This is a genomic window from Cellulomonas sp. B6, from assembly GCF_001462455.1.
GTDB lineage: Bacteria > Actinomycetota > Actinomycetes > Actinomycetales > Cellulomonadaceae > Cellulomonas.
In genome coordinates this window covers 1-20,944 of the sequence record NZ_LNTD01000063.1, presented here as the reverse complement: position 1 = coordinate 20,944, position 20,944 = coordinate 1, and the positions used below count along the sequence as shown (strand labels likewise).

At 75.0% G+C, this 20,944-nt stretch carries 15 protein-coding genes and 1 pseudogene; 6 read left to right on the top strand and 10 right to left on the bottom strand.

Going from position 1 to position 20,944, the window contains the following annotated elements; all coding sequences use genetic code 11:
- Window positions 1-179: 179 nt before the first annotated feature.
- The gene (locus ATM99_RS19905; RefSeq protein WP_082659292.1) at window positions 180-353 is read left to right on the top strand and encodes an ImmA/IrrE family metallo-endopeptidase; all 174 of its coding nucleotides are present in this window, start codon (window positions 180-182) and stop codon (window positions 351-353) included.
- Between the two features lie 967 nt (window positions 354-1,320).
- Here the strand turns inward: ATM99_RS19905 and ATM99_RS05045 are convergent.
- From ATM99_RS05045 to ATM99_RS05030, 3 genes are all read right to left on the bottom strand, one after another.
- Complete coding sequence (locus tag ATM99_RS05045; protein ID WP_190278777.1) at window positions 1,321-4,248, bottom strand: DEAD/DEAH box helicase; 2,928 nt, start codon at window positions 4,246-4,248, stop codon at window positions 1,321-1,323.
- A gap of 1,556 nt (window positions 4,249-5,804) precedes the next feature.
- On the bottom strand, window positions 5,805-6,218 hold the full coding sequence (locus tag ATM99_RS05035; protein WP_150118135.1) for a hypothetical protein: 414 nt from the start codon (window positions 6,216-6,218) through the stop codon (window positions 5,805-5,807).
- A gap of 57 nt (window positions 6,219-6,275) precedes the next feature.
- A complete protein-coding gene (locus tag ATM99_RS05030; protein WP_150118134.1) occupies window positions 6,276-6,869 on the bottom strand; it encodes a hypothetical protein in 594 nt (197 codons plus the stop codon).
- A 211-nt stretch (window positions 6,870-7,080) separates the two neighbouring features.
- Here ATM99_RS05030 and ATM99_RS19810 point away from each other — a divergent pair, with 211 nt between their 5' ends.
- On the top strand, window positions 7,081-7,203 hold the full coding sequence (locus ATM99_RS19810; RefSeq protein WP_255356805.1) for a hypothetical protein: 123 nt from the start codon (window positions 7,081-7,083) through the stop codon (window positions 7,201-7,203).
- Window positions 7,204-7,243: 40 nt separating this feature from the next.
- Here the strand turns inward: ATM99_RS19810 and ATM99_RS19900 are convergent.
- The 6 genes and pseudogenes from ATM99_RS19900 to ATM99_RS05005 all read right to left on the bottom strand — a co-directional run.
- Window positions 7,244-7,540, bottom strand: a pseudogene (locus tag ATM99_RS19900) (recombinase family protein); the annotation flags it as partial.
- A 296-nt stretch (window positions 7,541-7,836) separates the two neighbouring features.
- Window positions 7,837-9,330, bottom strand: a complete 1,494-nt coding sequence (locus tag ATM99_RS05025) for a hypothetical protein (RefSeq protein WP_062101828.1) — start codon at window positions 9,328-9,330, stop codon at window positions 7,837-7,839.
- 112 nt (window positions 9,331-9,442) lie between these two features.
- Window positions 9,443-10,069 (bottom strand): RNA polymerase sigma factor, encoded by a 627-nt coding sequence (locus ATM99_RS05020; RefSeq protein WP_223304805.1) that lies wholly within the window; start codon window positions 10,067-10,069, stop codon window positions 9,443-9,445.
- A 140-nt stretch (window positions 10,070-10,209) separates the two neighbouring features.
- A complete protein-coding gene (locus ATM99_RS05015) occupies window positions 10,210-11,709 on the bottom strand; it encodes a chromosome partitioning protein (RefSeq protein WP_062101852.1) in 1,500 nt (499 codons plus the stop codon).
- Between the two features lie 177 nt (window positions 11,710-11,886).
- Window positions 11,887-12,321 (bottom strand): ATP-binding protein, encoded by a 435-nt coding sequence (locus ATM99_RS05010; RefSeq protein WP_062101851.1) that lies wholly within the window; start codon window positions 12,319-12,321, stop codon window positions 11,887-11,889.
- A gap of 117 nt (window positions 12,322-12,438) precedes the next feature.
- Entirely contained in the window at window positions 12,439-12,672 is a 234-nt protein-coding gene (locus ATM99_RS05005; protein WP_062101850.1) for a PspC domain-containing protein, read from the bottom strand.
- Between the two features lie 567 nt (window positions 12,673-13,239).
- On the opposite strand from ATM99_RS05005, the gene ATM99_RS04995 reads away from it, so the two are divergent.
- From ATM99_RS04995 to ATM99_RS04985, 3 genes are read left to right on the top strand one after another with little or no spacing between them, the layout of a single operon-like run.
- Window positions 13,240-16,209: a helix-turn-helix transcriptional regulator gene (locus ATM99_RS04995; RefSeq protein ID WP_062101826.1), complete on the top strand. Its 2,970-nt coding sequence runs from the start codon at window positions 13,240-13,242 to the stop codon at window positions 16,207-16,209.
- A 3-nt stretch (window positions 16,210-16,212) separates the two neighbouring features.
- A complete protein-coding gene (gene ligD, locus ATM99_RS04990; protein WP_062101825.1) occupies window positions 16,213-17,277 on the top strand; it encodes a non-homologous end-joining DNA ligase in 1,065 nt (354 codons plus the stop codon).
- Between the two features lie 22 nt (window positions 17,278-17,299).
- A complete protein-coding gene (locus tag ATM99_RS04985; RefSeq protein WP_062101824.1) occupies window positions 17,300-18,751 on the top strand; it encodes an MFS transporter in 1,452 nt (483 codons plus the stop codon).
- Window positions 18,752-18,785: 34 nt separating this feature from the next.
- Here the strand turns inward: ATM99_RS04985 and ATM99_RS04980 are convergent, their stop codons facing one another.
- A complete protein-coding gene (locus ATM99_RS04980; RefSeq protein ID WP_062101823.1) occupies window positions 18,786-19,826 on the bottom strand; it encodes a D-alanyl-D-alanine carboxypeptidase family protein in 1,041 nt (346 codons plus the stop codon).
- A gap of 277 nt (window positions 19,827-20,103) precedes the next feature.
- Here ATM99_RS04980 and ATM99_RS19235 point away from each other — a divergent pair.
- The coding region (locus ATM99_RS19235) for a hypothetical protein (protein WP_369798000.1) at window positions 20,104-20,944 on the top strand (841 nt) is incomplete at its 3' end.

Genomic DNA, 20,944 nt, shown 5'->3' with positions numbered 1-20,944 from the left:
CAGCAACGCGCGCCACGAGGTCAGTACGGTTATTTGCGATTGTGGCTCGCTGCGCTGCACGACCAGCATGTGTACGTCTCGCAACGCCGGCTGGACGACCCGACCGTGCGGGCGTTCAGTCTGCGCCGCAATGCTCGGTGCATCGTCGCCGTTGACACGGGCGACCGCCCTGCGCTCGGGTGTTCTCCTTGGTGCACGAATACGTTCACGTCCTGATGCACGCGACCCGCGTGTGCGACCTCGACGACCACGCCAGCGTCGAACGCTTCTGCAACGCGGTGGCCGCGGCCACGCTCCTCCCGGCGGCTACGGTTCAGGCCGAGCGAGCATGGGCGTGGGGGGAACGACCCTGAGGAGGACGACGCCCACCTCCAAGACCTGCGCCGCCTCGAGGGGGTCAACCAGGCTGTCATCCTGATCAGGTAGCGCGACCGAGGCATCCTCAGCCTGCCGATGTTCGACGCCCTCGACGCGCGCCGCCAGCGCCGTCGGTCCGAATCGAGCCCAGCGGAAGCTACTACCCCACGCAGATCAACCGTGTCGGAAGGCTTTTTGCCCGAGAGGTCTGTCGAACGGTGCCGCTGGATGACGTCGCGACCCTCGCTGTTCGGCGTCACACCCCGCTACTGCATCGACACCAACGTGATCGTGTCGTTCCTCAGTCGCGGCGACGACGAGTTCTACGGCTCCGACGTGTTCGCTACGCAGTGGGCGGTGTTCGAGCGCCTCACCACGAATTCCGGGGCCCTACGACGGAGCAGCTCGCCCTCGCGAAGACGATCGTCAACAGGTGCCCCGCTTACGGCCGGGACCGCCACTACCTCGGCGATCTCATGGTCATCACACTCGCGGGCGTGCACGACCTGACCGTGATATCCCTCGAACGCAGTGAAGGATCTACCCCCTCCCGCACCCGTCCGAATATCCCGTTCGCGTGCGCGGAGTTCGGGATACACACCACTGGCATGTCAGGGTTGCTGCGGCGGGAACAACGCTAATCGGCTGCGCGTGCGGGCGCACGAGCCGCCGCCCCCGGATCCGGGTGTCACTTTCCCGACCCAGCGATGCGCGACATCGACGCCGTTACAAGCCCGGGCAGTCCCTGAGACCACTTCGAACGCGCGCTCGAGGCCGACGGGTGCCCTCGCCGTGCGCTTCCGCCGAGACGCGCGCCGGAGCAGATCGTGCGGTTGCAGGACAGGTGTCGTTGTGGGCGTCCACACACGTTGCCGGATCGCGTTACCCGACGCAGGAATCAGGTCCGCGTGCCGCTTATCGAGTCGGGGCATCTCTGCAGGTTCGCTGTGCCGCCCGGCCTTCCTACTCGGACACCAGCACACGCAGCGGACCTTTGGTGATAGCGCGCAGGTAGCTCTCGGCCCCGGCGAGGAGCCGGAGCTGCTCGGCCGAGCACCGCACCTTGCTGATGCCCGGCTGCGCGACGACGGTGACGAAGCGCGGGTACAGCTGCGGGGCGAGGGACACGACGCGGTACAGGTCCTCGATCGTGCCCACCTCTAGCGGGTGGCGGTTGTGCCGTCGGTAGTAGGCCCGGACTCGACGGTCGAGGTGCTTCAGCAGAGGCAGCCCGCCGTGGTCGCGCCAGCGGGCTCCGCGAGTGGCCTGCCCGCAGACGTCGTACAGGTCGTCGACCCGCGCGCCGGGGGTGCTCCCCACGGAATACTTGCAGTGCACGAGGGTGATGACCAGGTCGGAACCGTCGATGCGCAGCCCGACCAGGTCGGCGGCCTCGCCCGCCCTGTCGTCGTCGATGAGGACGTCGAAGTCCTGCTCGGCGAGCAGCTCACGGGCCACGTACGCCTGGATGGAGTCCGCACGCCGGGCGTCGCCCTGCGACTCAACGCGAATGTCGACCCCGTCCCAGGTCCGCACCTCGAGACGGTTGCGGTCAAAAGGTTCCACGCTGTCACTGGCGTCGACCAGGTGGTCGTCGCCGGTGATCATGCGGTCTCCCGACAGGTACAGGGTCGGCTTGTGCGCGTTAAGCCAGTCCGACAGCGGGACGGGCTCCCCACGACGCGCGCTGACCTGGGCCTCGTCGCACACAGGGAGGTAATGGACGCCGTCCTGCCCGACGCTGGCCGTGTAGCCAAGGCGCCAGTCCGGGGTCACCACGGTGAAGCGGAACGGCCCAGTGGTGCCGTGGTCGTCGATCTCGAAGTCGGCGTCGGTGATCATGACGCTCTTCCCGTCGTGCTCCAACCGGAGCGCCGTGCCGTTGCCGAGGTACAGCTCCCAGGGCCACTCGACCGCGAGCAGCGGGTGCGCGGGGCGCGCCGTCACGGGCGTCGGGACGAGCATCCCACCGAAGACGGCGTCGACGTCAATCGTCCGGTCGGTCAGCCGGGCGCCCTGCTGCACGCACCAGTTGCGCCACTCGAGCAGGCCGTTAGCTGCGCGCATGGACCAGAACCGTCCGGACATCGCGGCCGCGATGGTGACGCGGTTGCCGGTGTCGTAGCCGGAGGCGGCGATGTGGGTCCTGGACTTCGGCTGCCCGTTGGCCGGGCGGATCGCGTTCTCGACATTCGATCCGACGAACAGGGCGAACCGCGCCTCCCGGTCACGTGGGTCGAGCAGGCCCACGTTCGTGGGCACCACGCGGTCGACACCGCCAAAGACCCGGAAGGTGGGCTTTCCCTTGAGCGCCACGGCGGGGTGTCCGAGTACTGCCTCCGCCAGGGGTGCGTAGTCCTTCTTGGTGTCCGAGCCGTGCACGAACAGCAGCCCGTGCCGGACGTCGAGGAACATGATGACGAGGTTGTAGCTCGCGACCTGGAGCGAGGGGATCCGCCCCCACCGCAGCTCCGCGGGCACCTCAAGGACGAACCAGGCCAGGTCGCCGTGCCGGCTCGTGCTGACGACGCCGTCGAGGATCCGGTCACCGTAGGCGGTGCGCGCCGCTTCAGGAGCCCAGTCCGCCACCGAGGTCTCGAACGCGACGGCGCTCATCTTCGGCTCGAGCAGGCCGACCGGGATATCAGCCGGGTGGTCTGGGAACGAGTTCGCGAACTCCCGCTCCTCCTCGGCGCGTGCGGTCTCCTGCTCGGAGATGTTACTCAGCACGCTGTTCCAGTCCGCGTCCTCGCGCAGCAGGTACCGCATCGGCGACCACGCGATCTCGGGTTCGCGCTTGACGAAAACCGACGCGGTGCCGACCTTGTGCTTCGTGGAGACGCGCGCGACCCGCCCGATGAGCTGGATCATCGGGCTCAGCGACCGCCGAGCCTCGTGGAACGCCGCGACCTTCAGGGTCTGCAGGTCGAACCCCTCGCCGAGCATGTCGACGCACACGACGATCTTGCAGATCCCGGAGCGCAGGTCGGCCAGGTTCGACTTGATGGCCTTCTTCGTCAGGCCCTCGTGGACGATTCGGGGCTGCAGATCACGGGCGATCTCGGTGTAGAGGTCGTGGAGCTCTTCGGCGTGCGCGCGATCACGGGCGCGGGCCAGCATGACGTGCTCAAGTCCGGCTGCGCGGTCCGACCGCAGCCGTTGGACGGCGGCCGCGGCGAGGTCCTCGTCCGGGTCACCCGTCCCGAGCACGGCCGTGAAGTCGATCTTGCTGAAGTAGTCCTGCTCCTGAGCGAGCCGCAACGGGAACCGGAAGATCGTCCGGCCCGGGATGACACGACGGTCCGTGCGGAACGGTGTGGCGGTGAACAGCAGAACGGGCCGGCCGGCGAACGCGTCGATGATCTCCGACCAGGTCCGGGCGGGTGCGTGGTGCGCCTCGTCGACGACGAGGTGGCTGCACGCCGCGAACAGCGCCTGTCGGACTTCCGGCTCGCAGTGACTGAGCACCTTCGGCGTCGCCACGATGACGTTGGCGGAGGCGACGAGCTCGAGGGCCTCGTCCTCGTCGGCGATCCGGTGACCGAGGCGCACGACCCGGGGGCGTAGCGCGCCGGGGGCCACGGCGCCGACCTCCTGGAGGATTCCCAGCGTCTCGAACGTTCCGGCGATCTGCTCACGCAGGACGTCCGACGGCACGATGACGAGCACGGCCTCGGGCTGGGTCGCCACCATCCAGGCGACCATCGTCTCGGTCTTCCCGGTGCCCGTCGGCATGACGACGATCGCCGGGTCGGTGACTCCCGACGCCTGGTAGCCGATGATCGAGTGCAGCGCGCCGACCTGTGGGCGACGCAGACCTCCGCCGGCGCCGTGGATCTGGAACGAGACCGCGTCCACGTAGGAGTCGAGCACCGCGGACTTCGTGCTCATCGAGTCGAGGTTCCCGGTCCAGGTGAGCCTGTTCGTCGAGGCGAGGACCGGGAGCACCGCGGCCATCGGGTCCTGCGGTGTCCGGTGCACGCCGCGGACCACCGGCCACCGCCCTCGCGCGCTGAACGCGAACTCACCGTCATCCGTGGTGCGCACTTCGATGCCCTCGTGCGGGGGAACGATGAGTTGCCGGACCTCGTGCGCGCCCACGGAGACGGCGCGCGCCCACACAGGTGCGGTCATGTACGGCACGGGCCGCTCCAGGGACGTCGGATCGGGGTGATTCGATCGTGCCGTACCGCCGCACCCCGCGGGGCAGGTTTCGGCAGGTCAGTCACTGGCCGCGCCGCGTGCACCCCGGGTGCGCGGCGCGGCGCCCGTGCCGCGTGACCGTGCCGCAAGTCGGCCCGCCGAACCCCCGACCGTGGCCGCGGTTCGAGGCTCGGCCGCTCAGCGGCTAGGGCGTGTCTCCGTCGCCCGTCGCCCGTCGCCCGTCGTTCGAGGGCAGCAACGGCTCGACCCGAGCCCTCTGCTCGTCGGAGAACAGCCGATCCCGGGAAGACGAAACCACCGGGCCAGCCTGCCCGACCACCACCATCAGCTATAGGAGACATGCCCTAGCTGTACCGACAGGGAATCATTGATCGAGTGAGGTGGGACGCGCTGACGCAGTGATGCGCGAGGAGGGCCTCCCACAGTGGAGTGGAACTGCCCAGGTATCCGCTTCGCTCACAGGAGGCCCTCGTTGTCCACGCTAACGCCGCCCTGACGCCCCGCGCCCGGCTCACCGTCGCTCCATTGGTGCTCGATCAGCAGGCCCCCATCGGTGAGGTTGCAGCTCGGCTCGCGGCCGACGGTGAAGCGGTGGGACCTGTCGGGGCAGCCGAAGCCCAACGGCGCGTACCGTCGAGCCGCTAAACCCGACTGATCCGCTGAAGGACGCTCCGCAACGACTCGCGGTCACGTCTCCGCGCGTCATCGCAGGCGCCGCTCTGCCGCAGCGGCACACGGCGACTCGCGTCATGGAGCCGCTGAGGATCAGCAAGGAACCACCTTGCGGCGTCGTCGCCGCCGTCGAGAGCGTCGAGTGGACCGCGTGCAACCCTGATGTAGCGCACGACCTCGGCACCGTAGAGCCGCGTCAGGAGACGAAGCGAGCGCCAGCGACGGACGGGCCCCAACTCCAACGCTGCTCCGTACAGCGGCGCGCATTCGGCTGCGCGCCCGAGCATCGTCGTCATTTCGTCGCCGCCGTCCCACTCGTCCATTCGGTCCTCGCGACGGTCCAGATCGACGACGAGGGCTCCGGCCGCAGCGTGGAGACGCCTGCGTGCGGCATTGCGGCTTCGTCGCGCGTCGTCGTCGCGCAGGCCGAGTCCGAGGGCAACGGCCGTCGCCGCCGTCGTCCCGATTGCGCCGGCCCACTCACCCCACGTCCCAAGTTCCACGTCGCGATCTTGCCGCGTCCGGTGCTCTGGCGTGCGCGTTTTGGCGAGTCCGGGGCAACCGCCTTGCGCGAGGAAGCGTCGCTTCGCACTAGAAGACGCGGCAATCTCCTAGCCGTCCCCAGCAGTCGGCGTCACGACGCCGCCGAAGTCGACGACGTGCCCGTCCCGCTGGAGCAGCTGCGACACGACGAGCGTTCCATGGTCCGGATATGCGATGACCGCACCCGTCCGGGCGTAGACCTTGCCGTCGTCGCCGGCCCGCCATCGAGCACGCCCTAGCACCCCGGCCGCGTCAGACACCGTCCACCCGCGTTCGTCGCGCTCGACCGAGAGTACGTCGTCGATCCGGACCCGCGCGACGCGCTCACTCGGCTCGGGACGCGCCGCGAGACCCCATATCGGCGGCGTCCCGGCCACGTACAGCGTCTCGGCGAAGGGCAGACGCCGACCGCGAAGCACCGAGCCGTCCTTGCGGCGTGAGAGCACAACAATCGGCGAGGTCGAGCGGGAGAAGAGACCCATGCCGCTGACCCTGCCGGGCCCAATCACGGCGGACAAGACCGCGCCGCGCAAGACCGGTCACCCCGGGTGCCGAAATCCGCGTCGCGGCAGCCATCGTGTCCAGCGGCTGGGCGGCGAACCGAACGAAGGTGGACCGATCAGGTACTGCCTCATGCGGTCATGGCGTACCACTCGACCCGCCGCGGTGCGCACCCACCAGGTGCCGAGCGCGTCCTGAAAGAACACCTCGGTGATCAGTTCGTAGTCCGACTGCCCTATCCAGGCGCTGAAACTGTGACCCGGGACCACGCTCCGGATCGTCTCATGAGGCGGCACGACGAATGGCACCGGCACCGTGCTCATCCCGTACTTTGGCGCTCCGGGCGCGACGGTCGTGGGCTCGATGTTGCGAGGCTTAACGAACACCCTCACCCCCTGGAGCGCGACGCCGGTCCCGTTCCGAACCCACAAGATGGCCCCCGTGTCGGCGATGTCGCCGCTGAGGTCAACCGGGACTGCCCAGGCCGTTACGCGGGTCCTCGCGAGGAGTTGCTCGACGTGGCGATTCCATACCGAGAGCAGGAGGGTCGTCGTCCCGACGATCGCCGCGATTCCACGGTAGAGCGTCGCTCCAGTCCATGCCGGTATGCGTGGTTGAAGCATCGGCAGCAAGCATCATTCCCGAACCGTCTCGCACCAACCGGTGTCAGAGACGCGACGCGCCCCACGCACCGCGCACCGCTACTCGTCCTGCATCACGACGAAGGCCCCCAACGATAACCGGTCGGGGGCTTCTCGTCGTCTAGACACTCTCGGCGTCAGGCCGACCGCACCCCGGCGCATGGTTCACTCGGCCCTCTGGGGTGCGCGGACAGGCGTCTACGTGGGATGCAGCCGACTCGTCGAGCCAGCGCCAAAGGACATCGACCCGGGCGGCGTCAACGCCGCGCCGGCCGCGGACGCCGGGGCGGAGCACTACTGGACCGTCGACTACGCCCGCGAGTAGTACACGGCGGACGTCGACCTCGCTCGGCCGTGGCACGGCCCATGGAAGAGGTCGTGTCGAGCGGCTCCGTTTCCGAGACGACGTCGAGCCCTTCGTCGAGGAGGAGACCGAAGTCAACGACCGAGCACTCGAGCCGGTCGAGGTGCCAGACGAGGACGGTGTCCGCGGCACCGTCGCGGACGAGCGCGCGCACGCGGCCGAGCCCCGGGCGGATCGAGGCGCCGCTTCGATGGGCATACGTCGACGTCCTCGACGATCTCGACGAGGTCCCAGCCGCGCACCGAGGCAACGGCCGTGATGATCTGGCGCTGACGCGGAACCGAGGTCGAGTCGTCATCGGCGCGAGAGAGGCGGACGTATCTGACGACGCGGCGGGGCTTGGTATTGCTCAATGTGTCTATTGGACGCCTACAGCGAGGCGGAGTCGAGCAGCAGCAGACGTCCCGCAGGACCGGCGGTGGCAGCCATGGGGGCACGCTACCCACCGCGGCCCCCGCGCACCCCCGGTGCGCCCGCGCCGGCCCCGGGCGCGACGGCGGGGCCGGGCGACGCCCCTCCAGCGCCGCCCGGCCCCACCGTGTCCCGCGGGCCCCTCAGCCCGCGTGCCACCCGGGCCGTGGCCCGGGGCGTCCGTCAGCCCGCGCTGAGGTCGAGCTGGTCGTCGACGACCGCGACGACGCTCCACGTCCCGCCGTCGGCGTCGCTCAGCTCCCAGGCGGGCACGAGCAGGCTCGCGCCGTCCGGTGCCGTCAGCAGCGTGACCCCGAGGCGGGCGCCGGTGATCGTCACCTGCTGCACGGGCCACGCGATCGGGTCGCCCGCGGCCGGCACGGGCGGCACGGTGGGCTCGGCGGGCTCGGGCGCCACGTCCGACGTCATCGGCGCGGACGCGTCGTCCATCATGCGCACCGCGAGCGGCACGACCCCGCCGTAGCTCGCGCCGAACCGCGGGTCGTTGAGCCGCTCGACGGCCGCGTCGGCGCTGATGACGTCGTACGTCCCCAGCTCGACGAGCGGGGCGAGCGCACCCGACACGGACTGCACGCCCGTGCCGGCGAGCTGCACCGACCACACGAGCCCGGTCTGCGTGCCGTCGACGACCTGCGCGGCCATGACGGAGACGAGCCCGTCGACGCCCGTGTCCTCCGAGACGGTGAGCTCGGCGCCCGAGAGGTCCACGCCCAGGCGCGTGAGCAGGTCGCGCGCGGCGGACCGCGCCGCGTCGCCGCGCGGCGTGGACGCGGGGTCGCACACGCTCGGGTCGGCGGGGGCGACCTCCTCGGGCTGGACGGGCGCGATCGCGAGGCCGGGCTCGGTGGTGGCGAGGTCGCCGCCCGCGGGGTCGGGCGCGGGCTCGACCGACGGGGCCGACCCCGGGGTGTCCAGCCCGCACAGCGACGGGTCCCACGCGCGGTCGTAGAACCACATGCCGGCCTGCCCGTCGATGCCGAGCGACACGGTCGCGCCCGTTCCGTCGTTCGGGCCGACGACCCACTGCCCCCACTCCTGCCGGGGCTCGCCGTCGACCCCGAGCACCTCGGCGACCCGCGCCGCGGTCTCACGCGTCGCGGTGCCCGTGGCGTCGAACGCCCACGCGCGCCCGGTCCCGGCGGCACCGGTCAGCCCGTCGGCGGTGAAGACCGTGCGCCCGCCGAACCAGCCGGGGGCGATCTTCGCGCGGTCCGCGAGCGCGGTTCCCGCGCCCATCTCCATGGCCGGGCCCGACGCGGGCGAGACCCCCTGCAGCGCGATCGGCGGGGCCGCCGGCGCGTCGCCGCCCGCCGCCCCGACCGCGTACCCGCCGCCGCCGACCAGGCCGACGCCGACCGCGACGGCCGCGACCTGCAGCCAGCGCGCGGGTCCGCGTCGGCGTCGCCGCGCGGCCGCGAGCTCGTCGCCGTCCTCGTCGACGTGGCCGTCGCCGTGCACGGCACCGCCGACGGCCACGCCCGTGGTGCCGGTCAGGCGCGCCTGCAGGCGCGGCAGGTCGGGCGTCGCGTCGGCGGCCGGGTCGGCCGCGCGCACGCGCGCGACCGCTGCGTCCTCGGCCGCGGTCACCGCGTCGCCGGCCGCGGCCGTTCCCTCGTCGTCGCTGGACGTGCCGCGGGGTTCGCGCGTGTCGTTCATGGTGTCCCTCCGAGCCGGTCGCCGGGCGTCGCCGCCCTCCACCCCGTCTGTGTGCCCGGGGCCGCGGCTCTTGCACGTACCCCGGGCCGCGCCCGCCGCGCGGGCGGGTGCGTCAGGAGACGCCGGCCTCGTCGAACGCGGCGCGCAGCCTGCTGCGCGCACGTGACAGCGCCGCGTCGGCGCCACCGCGGCCGACGCCGAGCACGGCCGCGAGCGCGTCGCCCGTCAGGCCCTCCCACGCGTGCAGCAGCAGGACCTCGCGGTCGCGCGGCGACAGCCCCGCCAGCACGCCGCGCACGGTCTCGTCGCGGACGGCACGCAGCGCCGGGTCGTCGGCGTCGACCTCCTCGGGCACGTCGGCCACCGGGACCGGCCGGCCCTTGCGCCGGTGGTTCGACACGACGTAACCGGCGGTGCGGTACAGCCACGGGAGCTCCGCGCCGGCGGGCACGTCGGCGCGGCGCCGCCACGCGACCGTCAGCACGTCCGCCGCGAGGTCCTCGACGTCCGACGGGGCCACGCGCCGCGCGAGGTAGCGGTGCACCGCGGTGGCGTGGTCGGTGACGAGGCCCTCGAACCAGGCGGCGTCGCGGTCCGCGAGGGCAGCGGACGGCGGACTCGGGTCGTGCGTCCCCGCAGCCGCGTCGTCGCCCGACGCGTCGGGCACGGCGTCCCCGGGCGCGTCGACGGCGCGCAGGGCGGGGCGGGCGGTGGGCTCGTGCTGAGGGTGCGCGGGCACTGCGGCTCCCGGGGCGGGCGGACGGACGGGCGGACCGGGCGGCGGCGTGGTGCTGCCACCGCCCTCACCCTCCCGGTGTCGCGACCCGGCCGGATCTTGCACGTCGCCGGGCACGAGCTCCACCCGCCCCGGCCGGGACCTCAGAGGCCGTCGGCCACCACGGCGGTCGCACGCAGCCACGCGTCGCGCGTCGAGGGCTTGAGCGCCGCGTGGTCGATGGGTCCGCCCGCGACGAGCGCCTTGTCGTGCGGCACCTCGACGACGCCGCGCGTCAGCGCACCGAAGTGCGTGCGCAGGCGCTGGCGCAGGTCCTTGTCGACCTTCGGCTCGGGGAACGACAGGATCGTCACCGCCTTGCGCACGAGCTCCTCCTGCCCCGTGGCGCGCAGCGCGTCCAGCGCCCACGCGGCCGACTGCGCGGTGTCCTCGCGCAGCGTCGAGACGACCACGAGCTGGTCGGCGGACTGCACGGCCGCCTGCCAGTTCGAGGCGCGCATGTTGTTGCCGGTGTCCACGACGAGCACGCGGTAGAACTGCGAGAGCACGTCGTGCAGCGCGTGGTACGACGCGGCGTCGACGCTCGACACCGACGCCGCGTTCTCGTCGGACGCGAGCACGTCGAACTGCTCGTCCTGCTGCGTGCGGACGAACGCGTCGAGGTCACCGATGCGCACCGTGCCGCGCTGCGTCAGGTCGGGCAGCGCGCGCAGCAGGTCCACAGCGGTCCGCTGGTGGTCCCCGTGCTGCGAGCGCCAGCCGAGCGTGCCGCGCGTCTCGTTGTTGTCCCACGCGAGCGTGTAGCCGCCGCGGGACAGGCCGAACGTCGAGGCGAGGAGCATCGTCGCGGTGGTCTTGTGCGCACCGCCCTTGGGGTTGACGACGACGACCGTGCGGGGCCCGTCGAACGTGCGGCGCACCGCGTCGACCTGCGAGCGGCGTCGGCGCTCGGCGGCGCCCGGGCGGGGTGCCACGGCGCCGAACGTCAGGCGACGCACGGCGCGCTGCCAGCCCTGCTCGGCGGGGCCCTCGTGCGCGGGGTGGCGCGCCGCGAGCAGGTCGTCGAGCGTCGGCAGGGACGAGCCGTCGGACGGTGCGCGCTCGGCGCGCGCCTCGGTGCGGGTCGCCGAGCGCGTCGCGGGGACCGACCCCGTCGCGGGCGTCGGCTCGACGGGTGCGACGGGCACCGCGCCCGAGGGCGGCGCGACGACGGGCGTGGGGGTCGACGGCGGCGCGGCCACGGGCGTCGTGGTCGACGCCGGCGCGGACCACGCGGGGTCGACGACGGGCACGGGCGTGCTCGCGGGCGGCAGGTCGGCGTCGTTCGCCTCGTCGACGCGACCGTCGGGGTGGATCAGCAGCGCCCACAGGCCGTCGGGGTCGCGCACCTCCACGGGCAGCGCACGGCCCGCGTCGGCCGCGAGCGCGGCGATGCGCGCGGTGATCGCGGCGCCCGCCTCGGCGAGGTCGGCCATCGCGATCTGCTCGCGCACGCCGTCGACCGAGATCTCGCCCGTGCCGTCCTCGCGGACCTCCGCCTGGATCTGCGGCAGGCTCGCCACGGCGTCCGCCCCGTCCACGGCCGCGACCGTCCCGGTCGTCGTGCCCGGCTCCGTCGCCACGTCGCCGCCGCTGTCCCTCATGGTCCGCTCCTTCGTGCTGCACCACGGCGGCTCGACCGCGACTGCCGGTGACCGGGCACGCCGCAGGCGCGAGCACGCCACATCCTGGACGAACGTATCGTCAGCAGGACGCGAACGCACAGCGGGCGCACACGTCACGCCGCGACCGCCGACCGTGTGACGTCGGCGGGGAGCGCGTCACTCGTCGGTGTCGACCTCGAACCACACGGTCGTGCCCCCGTCGGGCAGCCGCGCCGAGCCCCACGTGGTCGACAGCGCCTCGACGAGCGACATGCCGCGCCCGCTCGGCGCGGTCGGCTCCGCGTGCCGGACCTGCGGGACGCCGCCGCCCCGGTCGGTCACCGCGACGCGCACGCGCGGGCCGTCGACCCGCACGGCGACCCGCACCGGCTCGCCGGACGGACCGTGCACGACCGCGTTGGAGACGAGCTCGCCCGTCAGCAGCTCGATGACCTGGTTGCACGCACCGCCGACGCCCGCGACGGCGACCGAGCGCATGACCCAGTGGCGCGCGGCGCGGGGAGCGCTGCGCTCCGCCACCACCACGAGCTCGTCGTCGAGCAGCGGAGGCGGCGCGCCGCGCCGGCTACGGAGGTCTCGGACGTCACCCACGAGCACCAGGGTGCCCGACGCGGACGGACCTCGCCGCTCGGGCCACGGTCCGGACGCACGGACGGGACGCGCACCCGGCCCGTCCACGCACCGTGCCGCGGTGCCGGGCCCGCGCGATCAGGCGTCGCGGACGGGGGCGACCCACCCCTGCGGCGGCATGCAGATCCACAGCACCGCGTAGACGAGGAACGGGCTGCCGGGCAGCACCAGGAGCAGCAGCAGCACGAGCCGGACGACCCACGCCTCGACGCCCAGCCGGGCCGCCACGCCGGAGCACACCCCCGCGAGCCAGCGCCCCTCGTACGTCCTGACCAGTCCTGCCCGTGCGAACGCCGCGCGCACCCCGTCCATGCCGTCCTCCTCCGTCGTCGTGGCCTCCAGCATGCGGCCCGGCGCCGCGCGGCACCTCCGGGCCCGGCCCGGACCCGACCCTGGCCCGACCCCGAGGCCGGCCCGGGTCGACCCGGGTCGACACCTCGGTCGGCGTCGCCGTCGGCCCGAGGAGGCGTGCCGCTCACGGCGCGTCTGAGGTACCTCAGACGGCGTCGGTCGCGCGGGTGTGGGCAGCCGTCCGATCCGCCGGGCGGGGCCTCAGGACGAGCGTGGGTGCCGTGCCGGGGAGGGGTCCGCGACCGGCACGGACCGAACCCGCGGACCACGGGGACGGGAGACGACCATGGGGATCGAGCTGTGGGGTCCGGCGCTGGACGCCGAGGTCGCGTACCGGCGCGAGCAGGTCGCCGCCGGGGTGCGGCGCGCGCGGGAGGTGCGTCGCCCCGGTGTCGCACGCGGGGCGCGCGGCGGGGTACGCAGCACGCCGGGGACGACGGGCGCGACCGGCACGACGGGCCGACCGGTGGTCCGCGCTCCCGGACGTCAGTGGTCGCTGCGAGGATCGGGTGCGTGGCACGTGGCCCGATGAGCACGCCGTTCGTCGCACGCGCGGAGCAGGTCGCCCGGCTCGCCGAGGCCCTGGACCGCGCGCGCTCCGGCGCGCCCACGCTCGTGCTGCTCGGCGCGGACGCGGGCGTCGGCAAGACGCGCCTGCTGCGGCACGTCGGCGAGGTCGTCGCGGCCGACGGCGCACGCGTCGTCACCGGCCACTGCGTGGACCTCGGCGAGATCGGCCTGCCGTACCTGCCGTTCGCCGAGGCGCTGGGCGTGCTGCGCACGGCCGCCCCCGAGACGGTCGCGCGCGCCGTCGCCGCGCGCCCCGCGCTCGCGCGGCTGCTGGGTGGCGGGAGCGGCGGCACGCGGATCGACGACGCGTCGCCGGCCGACGCGGCCGACGAGCGCCGCGAGCTGTTCGAGGGTGTCGTCGAGGTGCTCGCGGCGTGCGCGTCGCGCGAGCACCCGCTGCTGCTCGTGCTCGAGGACCTGCACTGGGCCGACGCGTCGAGCCGCGACCTGCTGCGGTTCGTCGTGTCGCGGCTGCAGGACCAGCCGCTGCTCGTCGTGGCGACCTACCGGACCGACGACCTGCACCGCCGGCACCCGTGGCGTCCCGTGGCCGCCGAGCTCGTGCGGCACCCCCGCGCGAGCCACCTGACGCTCGCGCCGTTCACGGACGACGAGCTGCGGGAGTTCGCCGCGGCCGTGGCCGGGCGCCGGCTGCCCGACGACCAGGTGCACCGGCTGCGCGAGCGCGCCGAGGGCAACGCGTACTTCACCGAGGAGCTCATCGAGGCGGGCGCGGACGCCGACGCGCTGCCCTGGTCGCTGGCCGACGTGCTGCGCACGCGCGTCGAGCGGCTCGACGCGGCGACGGTGCGGCTCGTCCAGCTCGCGTCGGCCGCGGGACGTCGGGTCGACGAGCCGCTGCTGCGCGCGGCCGCGCTCGCGGACCCCGGCAGCCCCGCCGGCGGCGTCGACGCCGCGCTGCGCGAGGCCGTGACGCAGCACGTGCTCGTGGTGGAGGACGGGCGCATCGCGTTCCGGCACGCGCTGCTCGCCGAGGCCGTCTACGCCGACCTGCTGCCCGGCGAGGCCGCCGCGGCGCACCGCGCGTTCCTCGCGGCGCTCGACGCCGCCCCGGCGCCCGGCGCGGCCGCCCAGCGGGCCGCGCACGCGCTGCGGGTGCCGGACCTCCCCGTGGCGCTGCGGGCGTCGTGGGAGGCCGCGCTGCAGGCGCGCCGCGTCCTCGCCCCGGCCGAGGAGCTGCGCCACCTCGAGGTGGTGCTGCGGCTCTGGGACGCCCTGCCCGAGGTCGCGGCCGAGCTGCCGACGTCGCACGCCGCCGTGCTGCGCGCCGCCGCCGGTGCCGCGAGCCGCGCGGGCGAGTCGGAGCGCGCCGTGCAGCTCGCGCGCGGGGGCGTCGCGGCGGCCGGCGACGACCCGGTCGCGCGCGGCGGCGCGCGCACCGACCTCGCACGGCACCTGCTGGCGGCCGAGGGCATCGACGCGGCGCTCGCCGAGGTGTCGACCGCGCTCGCCGAGCTGCCGGACGCCCCGTCGCGCGAGCGCGCGTGGGCGCTCGCGACGTACGCGCGCGCCGCGCTCAACGCCGGACGCGAGGACGAGGCCACCGAGATCGCCGCCCGCGCCGCGCAGGTGGCGCGCGAGGTGGGCGACGTCGCGGCCGAGTCCGACGCCCTGACGACGGCCGCCGTCGGCGAGCGGATCGACCACGAGCGGTCGACGCAGCTGCTCACGCAGGCGCTGGCGCGCGCCGTGGCGTCGGGCGACCACACGACGGAGCTGCGCACGCGCTACAACCTCGCCTCGACCGCCTACTACGCGGGCGACCTGCCGCGCGCGGCGCGCGAGGCCGACGAGGGTCGGGCCCGGGCCGTCACGCTCGGCATGTCGTGGGCGCCGTACGGCGTCGACCTGGAGATGTTCCGCGTGCTCGTGCGGTACGTCCGCGGGGACCTCGCGGACGCCGACGCGGGAACCGCCGGCGGCCCCGGGTACGCGCGCGCGTTCCTCACGTCGGTCGGCCTGTACGCCGCGGTGGCGCGCGGCGACGACGACGTCGTGGAGCGGGCCGCGGCGCTCGAGCCGTGGTGGCCCCGCGACCCGCTGCTCACGCAGATCGCCGGGGGCAACGCCGTCGACGCGCTGACGTGGCGGGGCGAGCCCGAGCGCGCGGTGGCGCACGCCGACCGGGTCGACGCGCACGTGCGCGCGGTGTGGTCGCCCGAGTACCTGGGCGGGATCTGGCTCGGCGCGCTCACGCTCGCCGCCGTCGCGGACGCCGCCGCGGCGCGCCGGTCCGCGGGCCAGGACGACGCTGCCCTGGTCGCGGACGCGGACGCCCGGCTCGCGCGCGTGGAACGGACGGCCGCCGCCGGGCGCCCGCGCGGCGGCGCCCTCGGGCCCGAGGGGCGGGCCTGGCTCGCCCGCGCCCGTGCCGAGCACGCGCGCGCGGCGGGGCGCGGCGACGCCCAGGTGTGGCGGTCCGCGCTCGTCGAGCTGGCGTACGGGCACCGCTACGAGACCGCGCGCGTGCGGTGGCGGCTCGCCGAGGCCCTCGTCGCGGCCGGTGACCGCGAGGCCGCGGCCCCCGAGGCGGCGCTCGCGCTCACGGAGGCGCGCGCGATCGGGGCCCGGCCGCTGGCCGACGCCGTCGCCGACCTCGTGCGGCGCGCACGGCTCGCGGGCGCCGGCGGCGCACCGGCCACGCCCCGGCCCGCCGCCGGGGGCGACGTGCTGACGGCGCGCGAGACCGAGGTGCTCGCGCTCGTCGCGCAGGGGCTGTCCAACCGGCAGGTCGGCGAGCGGCTGTTCATCTCCGGCAAGACCGTGTCGGTGCACGTGTCGAACGTGCTGGCCAAGCTCGGGGCGTCGGGCCGCACCGAGGCCGTCGCGATCGCGCACCGCCGCGGGCTGCTCGGCACGGCTGCCGCGCGCGAGGGGCGGGTGTCCGCCCCCGGCCCTACCGTGTGAGGCATGGCACAGACCCCGGCGGTGGAGCTCGACGTGCGCGGCCGCACCGTGCGCGTGACCAGCCCCGACCGTGTCGTCTTCCCGGCACGCGGCCTGACCAAGCTCGACGTCGTCGAGTACCTCCTCGCCGTGGGCGACGGGATCCTCGGGGCGCTGCTGCACCGGCCGACGACGCTCGAGCGCTGGCCCAAGGGCGTCTTCGAGGGCGCGCGCATGTCGACCCGGCAGGACTCGTCGGGCGACGCGTTCTACCAGAAGCGCGTCCCGCAGGGCGCACCCGACTACGTCGAGACCGCGCGCATCGCGTTCCCGTCCGGTCGCACGGCGGACGAGGTCGCCCCGACCGAGCTCGCGGTCGTCGCGTGGGCCGCGAACCTCGGCACGTTGACGTTCCACCCGTGGCCCGTGGTCCGTGACGACGTCGACCGCCCGGACCAGGTGCGCATCGACCTCGACCCGCAGCCGGGCACCGACTTCTCCGACGCGGCCCGCGTGGCCCCCCACGTGCGCGAGCTGCTCGCCGAGCACGGCCTGGAGGGCACGCCCAAGACGTCCGGCGGGCGCGGTCTGCACGTGTTCGTGCCGATCGAGCCCGCGTGGACGTTCGTCGAGGCGCGGCGGGCGACCATCGCGTTCGGGCGCGAGCTCGAACGGCGTCTGCCGGAGGAGGTGACGATGAAGTGGTGGAAGGAGGAGCGGGGCCGCAGGATCTTCGTCGACTACAACCAGATGGCGCGCGACCGCACGATCGCGTCGGCGTACTCGATCCGCTCCAACCCGCGCGCCACGGTCTCGGCCCCGCTCAGGTGGGACGAGGTCGCCGACGCGCACCCCGACGACTTCGACGTCACCACGATGCCGGCCCGGTTCGCCGAGGTCGGCGACCTGTTCGCAGGGCTCGTCGCGCACGCGGCGCCGCGGTACCGGCTCGACTCGCTGCTCGAGCTGGCCGACCGCCAGGAGCGCGACGACGGGCACGGCGACCTGCCCTACCCGCCCGAGTACCCCAAGATGCCCGGCGAGCCCAAGCGCGTGCAGCCGAGCAAGGACCGCGACCGGCCGCGATGACCGGGCCCGGGGCGACCCGCCCGTGACCGGGGCCGTCGCGTACCGCTCCGCCGCCGGACGGTGGGTGCTGCTGGCGACCGTCCTGGGGTCGGCCCTCGCGTTCATCGACGCGACCGTCGTCACGATCGCGCTGCCGCGCATCGCCGCCGACCTCGACGCGACGACCGCCGACCTGCAGTGGACGGTCAACGGGTACGCGCTCACGCTCGCGGCGTTCCTGCTGCTGGGCGGCGCGCTCGGCGACCGGTTCGGCCGACGGCGCGTGTTCCTGGTCGGGGTCGTGTGGTTCGCGATCGCGTCGGTCGCGTGCGCGCTCGCCCCGACGGTCGGTGCGCTCGTCGCCGCACGCGTGCTGCAGGGCGTCGGCGGCGCGCTCCTCACGCCCGGGTCGCTCGCGATCCTGCAGTCGACGTTCACGGGCGACGACCGTGGCCGGGCGATCGGCGCGTGGTCCGGGCTGGGCGGTCTCGCGGGTGCCGCGGCACCGTTCGTCGGCGGGTGGATCGTGCAGGTCGCGGACTGGCGGTGGGTGTTCGGCATCAACGTGCCGCTCGCGGCCGTCGTCGTCGTGGTGGCGCTGCGGCACGTCCCGGAGTCCACCGACCCCGGGGCGCAGCCACGCGTCGACGTCGCCGGGACCGTGCTCGGGGCGCTCGGGCTGGCCGGGCTCACGTACGGGTTCACGGTGTGGGCCGAGCCGCACGGCTCCGGTGCCGCGGTGGCCGCGGCGCTCGGCGTCGGTGCCGTCGCGCTGGGCCTGTTCGTCCGCGTCGAGGCCCGCTCGCGCGCACCGCTGGTGCCCCCGCACCTGTTCCGGTGGCGGCCCTTCGCGGGCGTCAACGGCGCGACGTTCCTCGTCTACGCCGCGCTCAGCGGGGTCGGGTTCTTCCTCGTGGTCACGTTGCAGGTCGTCGCCGGGTACACGCCGCTCGCGGCCGGCGTGGCCCAGCTGCCGGTCACGCTCCTGCTGCTGGTGCTCTCGCCCCGGGCGGGCGCGTGGGGCGTGCGCGTCGGGCCACGGCTGCCGATGACGGTCGGTCCGCTCGTCGCGGGCGCGGGCACCGCGCTGCTCGCCGGCATCGGGCCGGCCGCGCCGTACGTCACCCACGTGCTGCCGGGCGTGCTGCTGCAGGGCGTGGGCCTGGTGATGACGGTCGCGCCGCTGACGACGACCGCGCTCGCCGCCGCGCCCGACCACCTGGCGGGTGTCGCGAGCGGCGTCAACAACGCCGTGGCGCGCGTCGCGAGCCTGCTCGCGGTCGCGGTGCTGCCCCTCGTCGCCGGGGTCGGGGGGTCCCTCACCGACGCCGCCCGGCTCGCCCCCGCCCACCGCACGGCGATGCTCGTGTGCGCGGGCCTCCTCGTCGCCGGGGCCGCGGTCGCGTGGCGCACCGTGCCGTCGTCGAGCGTCGCGGTGCGCCCGCCCGACGGCCGCACCACGCAGCCGGCCGGGACCGACCCCGCCGCGCCGTGACGGCGTGGACCGCGCGCGCCGCGGACGGCGGCGCTCAGCCGCGGTACTCGTAGTGCCAGTACTCGGGGTTCGACCCGCCCTGGCGGGCCCAGCCGGGCGACACCCACCCGTACGCCGGGCCGTACGCGACGAGCCAGGCGCGCGCTGCCGAGTCCCAGCCGTAGTCGCACGGCAGCTCCGGGACGTCGATCGCGAGGCCGGTGCCGTGCGACGACGTCCCGGGGACGGCCGCCACCGTGCCGAGCGCCTCGCGCATGGCGACCTGCGTGTCGAGGTCCCGGTACGTGAGGTCGAGCGCCAGGTCGTGGCCGAGCGCGCCGCGGAACGCCGTGTTGAGCCGCTCGAGCGCCGCGGCGGCGTCGGAGCGCAGGTAGAACGGGGTGCCGCGCGAGTCGGCCGTCCAGGAGACCGCTGCCAGCGCCGACGCCGGGAGCCGACCGTTCGACCCGTCGCCGCCGTCGGTCGGCGTGGACGTGTAGAACGCCGGGCCCGAGTACGTCGTCGTGCACCGGTCGCGCGACGTCCCCGCCCCCGGGGCCGACGCGCCGGGCGGGGACGTGCCGGCGGCGGCCGCGGCGCGTCGCGCGGCCGCGCGGGCCGCGACCTCCTGCTCCTCGGCGCGCGCCCGCTGCGCGGCGACCGCGTCGAGCACACCCTGCTCGGCGGCGGCGACCTCGGCGGCGAGCCCGCGCGCGCGGGCGGGCGAGGCGGCGGGGCCGGCGACGACCGCGGCGTCGAGACGGTCGGCGAGCGCGGCGCGCGGCGCGTCGTCGTCCCCCACCTGCCCCGCCGAGGCGTCGAGGGTCTGCCGCGCGCGCTCGACCGCCGCGGCGAGCGCCGCCCGGGCACCGCCCAGCAGGGCGGTGGCGTGCGCGGCGTCGGCGTCGGCCGCCGACGCGCCGCGGCCGGCGTGGTCGTCCACCACCGCGACCCGCGCGTCCTCGACGCGTGCCACGGCCGCGGACAGGCGGGCGTCGGCGCTCTGCCGCTGCCGGTCGGTCCACGCCACGGTGCCCGCGCCGCCGCCCAGCGCGACCGTCGCCGCGACGACGACGGCGACGGCGGTACGGCGCACACGACCTCCTCGGGACCTCGACCACGCTAGCCGTCCCCCGCCGCACCGCCAGCGGCGGAGCGGAGCCCGGCCGGCCCGCTGCGGCGCGACCGTCCGCGCACGAGGCCCCGGGTCGCCCCCGACGTGCGCGCCCACGCCGAGGACGCCGCACGGTGCGCCCGGTCGTCGTGCAGAGCCCGCCGGGCCGCGGGACCGCCGCCGCGTGGGGCAGGATCGAGGCGTGGGATCACACGTTCCGGGGACTCAAGGGGACGCGACGGAGCGCCGATGCCACGGCATGGACATCGTCTCGCCCGCGCTCGCGACGAGGTCCACGGAGCCCGAGGGCCCCGTGCTCGCGCGCGTGCTCACCCCGGCCGAGTGGTCGCACCTCGAGCGGCTGCGCACCTGGCTGCGCACCGACGGGGTCGACGGCCACGACCCTGCCGCGCTCGACGCGCGGTGGACGCGGCTGCTGGGCGCCACGGGTGACGCGCCGGCTCCGGAGGGCGTCGCGGCGGCGATCGGCATCGCCGTCGGCGACCTGCTGGTGTCCACGGTGCCGGGCGCGCTCTGGATGATGTGCCCGGGCCCCGAGGGCGCCACGCCCGGCGTGCTGCACGAGCAGCGCCCCCACATGCCCGTGCTGCCCGTGCTCGACGCGCAGGCGCGCCGCCGTGCGCGCGTGCCCGCCTGGACCGTCGACTACGTCGCGCGCGCGACGGCCCACCTGCTCGCGGCCGCGCCGGGGGTGCCGACGCCGCACCGCTCCCCCGAGCAGCCGACCGCACGGCACGGCGCCCACGCGCTGCCGGACGCACCGCTCGACCACCCGTCGCCCGACGACGCGGCGTGGGCGGCAGCGGTCACCGCGCTCACCGAGCCGACGGCGCCGCGTCACGCCGGGCAGGACGAGGACCCCGCGGCGTTCTTCGTCACGCCCGACCGCGCGCCGGACGCCGGCGACGCGGCGCCCGGGGCGTCGGAGCCCACCCCCGCGCAGGGCGACCTCGCGTCGGTCGACCGAGGCGCTCCGGGCCTGGCGGCCCCCGACGCCGCTGCGCTCGCGGGGACCACCGGCATCGGGACGCACGACGCCGCGGCGCACGGCGTGGAGCTCGACGGGGCTCCGGCCGCCC

Bases quoted from the DNA above. Each gene is read 5' to 3' on its own strand.
- ATM99_RS05045 (WP_190278777.1), bottom strand. From the start codon at position 4,248: ATGAGCACGAAGTCCGCGGTGCTCGACTCCTACGTGGACGCGGTCTCG.
- ATM99_RS05035 (WP_150118135.1), bottom strand. From the start codon at position 6,218: ATGGGTCTCTTCTCCCGCTCGACCTCGCCGATTGTTGTGCTCTCACGC.
- ATM99_RS05025 (WP_062101828.1), bottom strand. From the start codon at position 9,330: ATGAACGACACGCGCGAACCCCGCGGCACGTCCAGCGACGACGAGGGA.
- ATM99_RS05015 (WP_062101852.1), bottom strand. From the start codon at position 11,709: ATGAGGGACAGCGGCGGCGACGTGGCGACGGAGCCGGGCACGACGACC.
- ATM99_RS05005 (WP_062101850.1), bottom strand. From the start codon at position 12,672: ATGGACGGGGTGCGCGCGGCGTTCGCACGGGCAGGACTGGTCAGGACG.
- ATM99_RS04995 (WP_062101826.1), top strand. From the start codon at position 13,240: ATGAGCACGCCGTTCGTCGCACGCGCGGAGCAGGTCGCCCGGCTCGCC.
- ligD (WP_062101825.1), top strand. From the start codon at position 16,213: ATGGCACAGACCCCGGCGGTGGAGCTCGACGTGCGCGGCCGCACCGTG.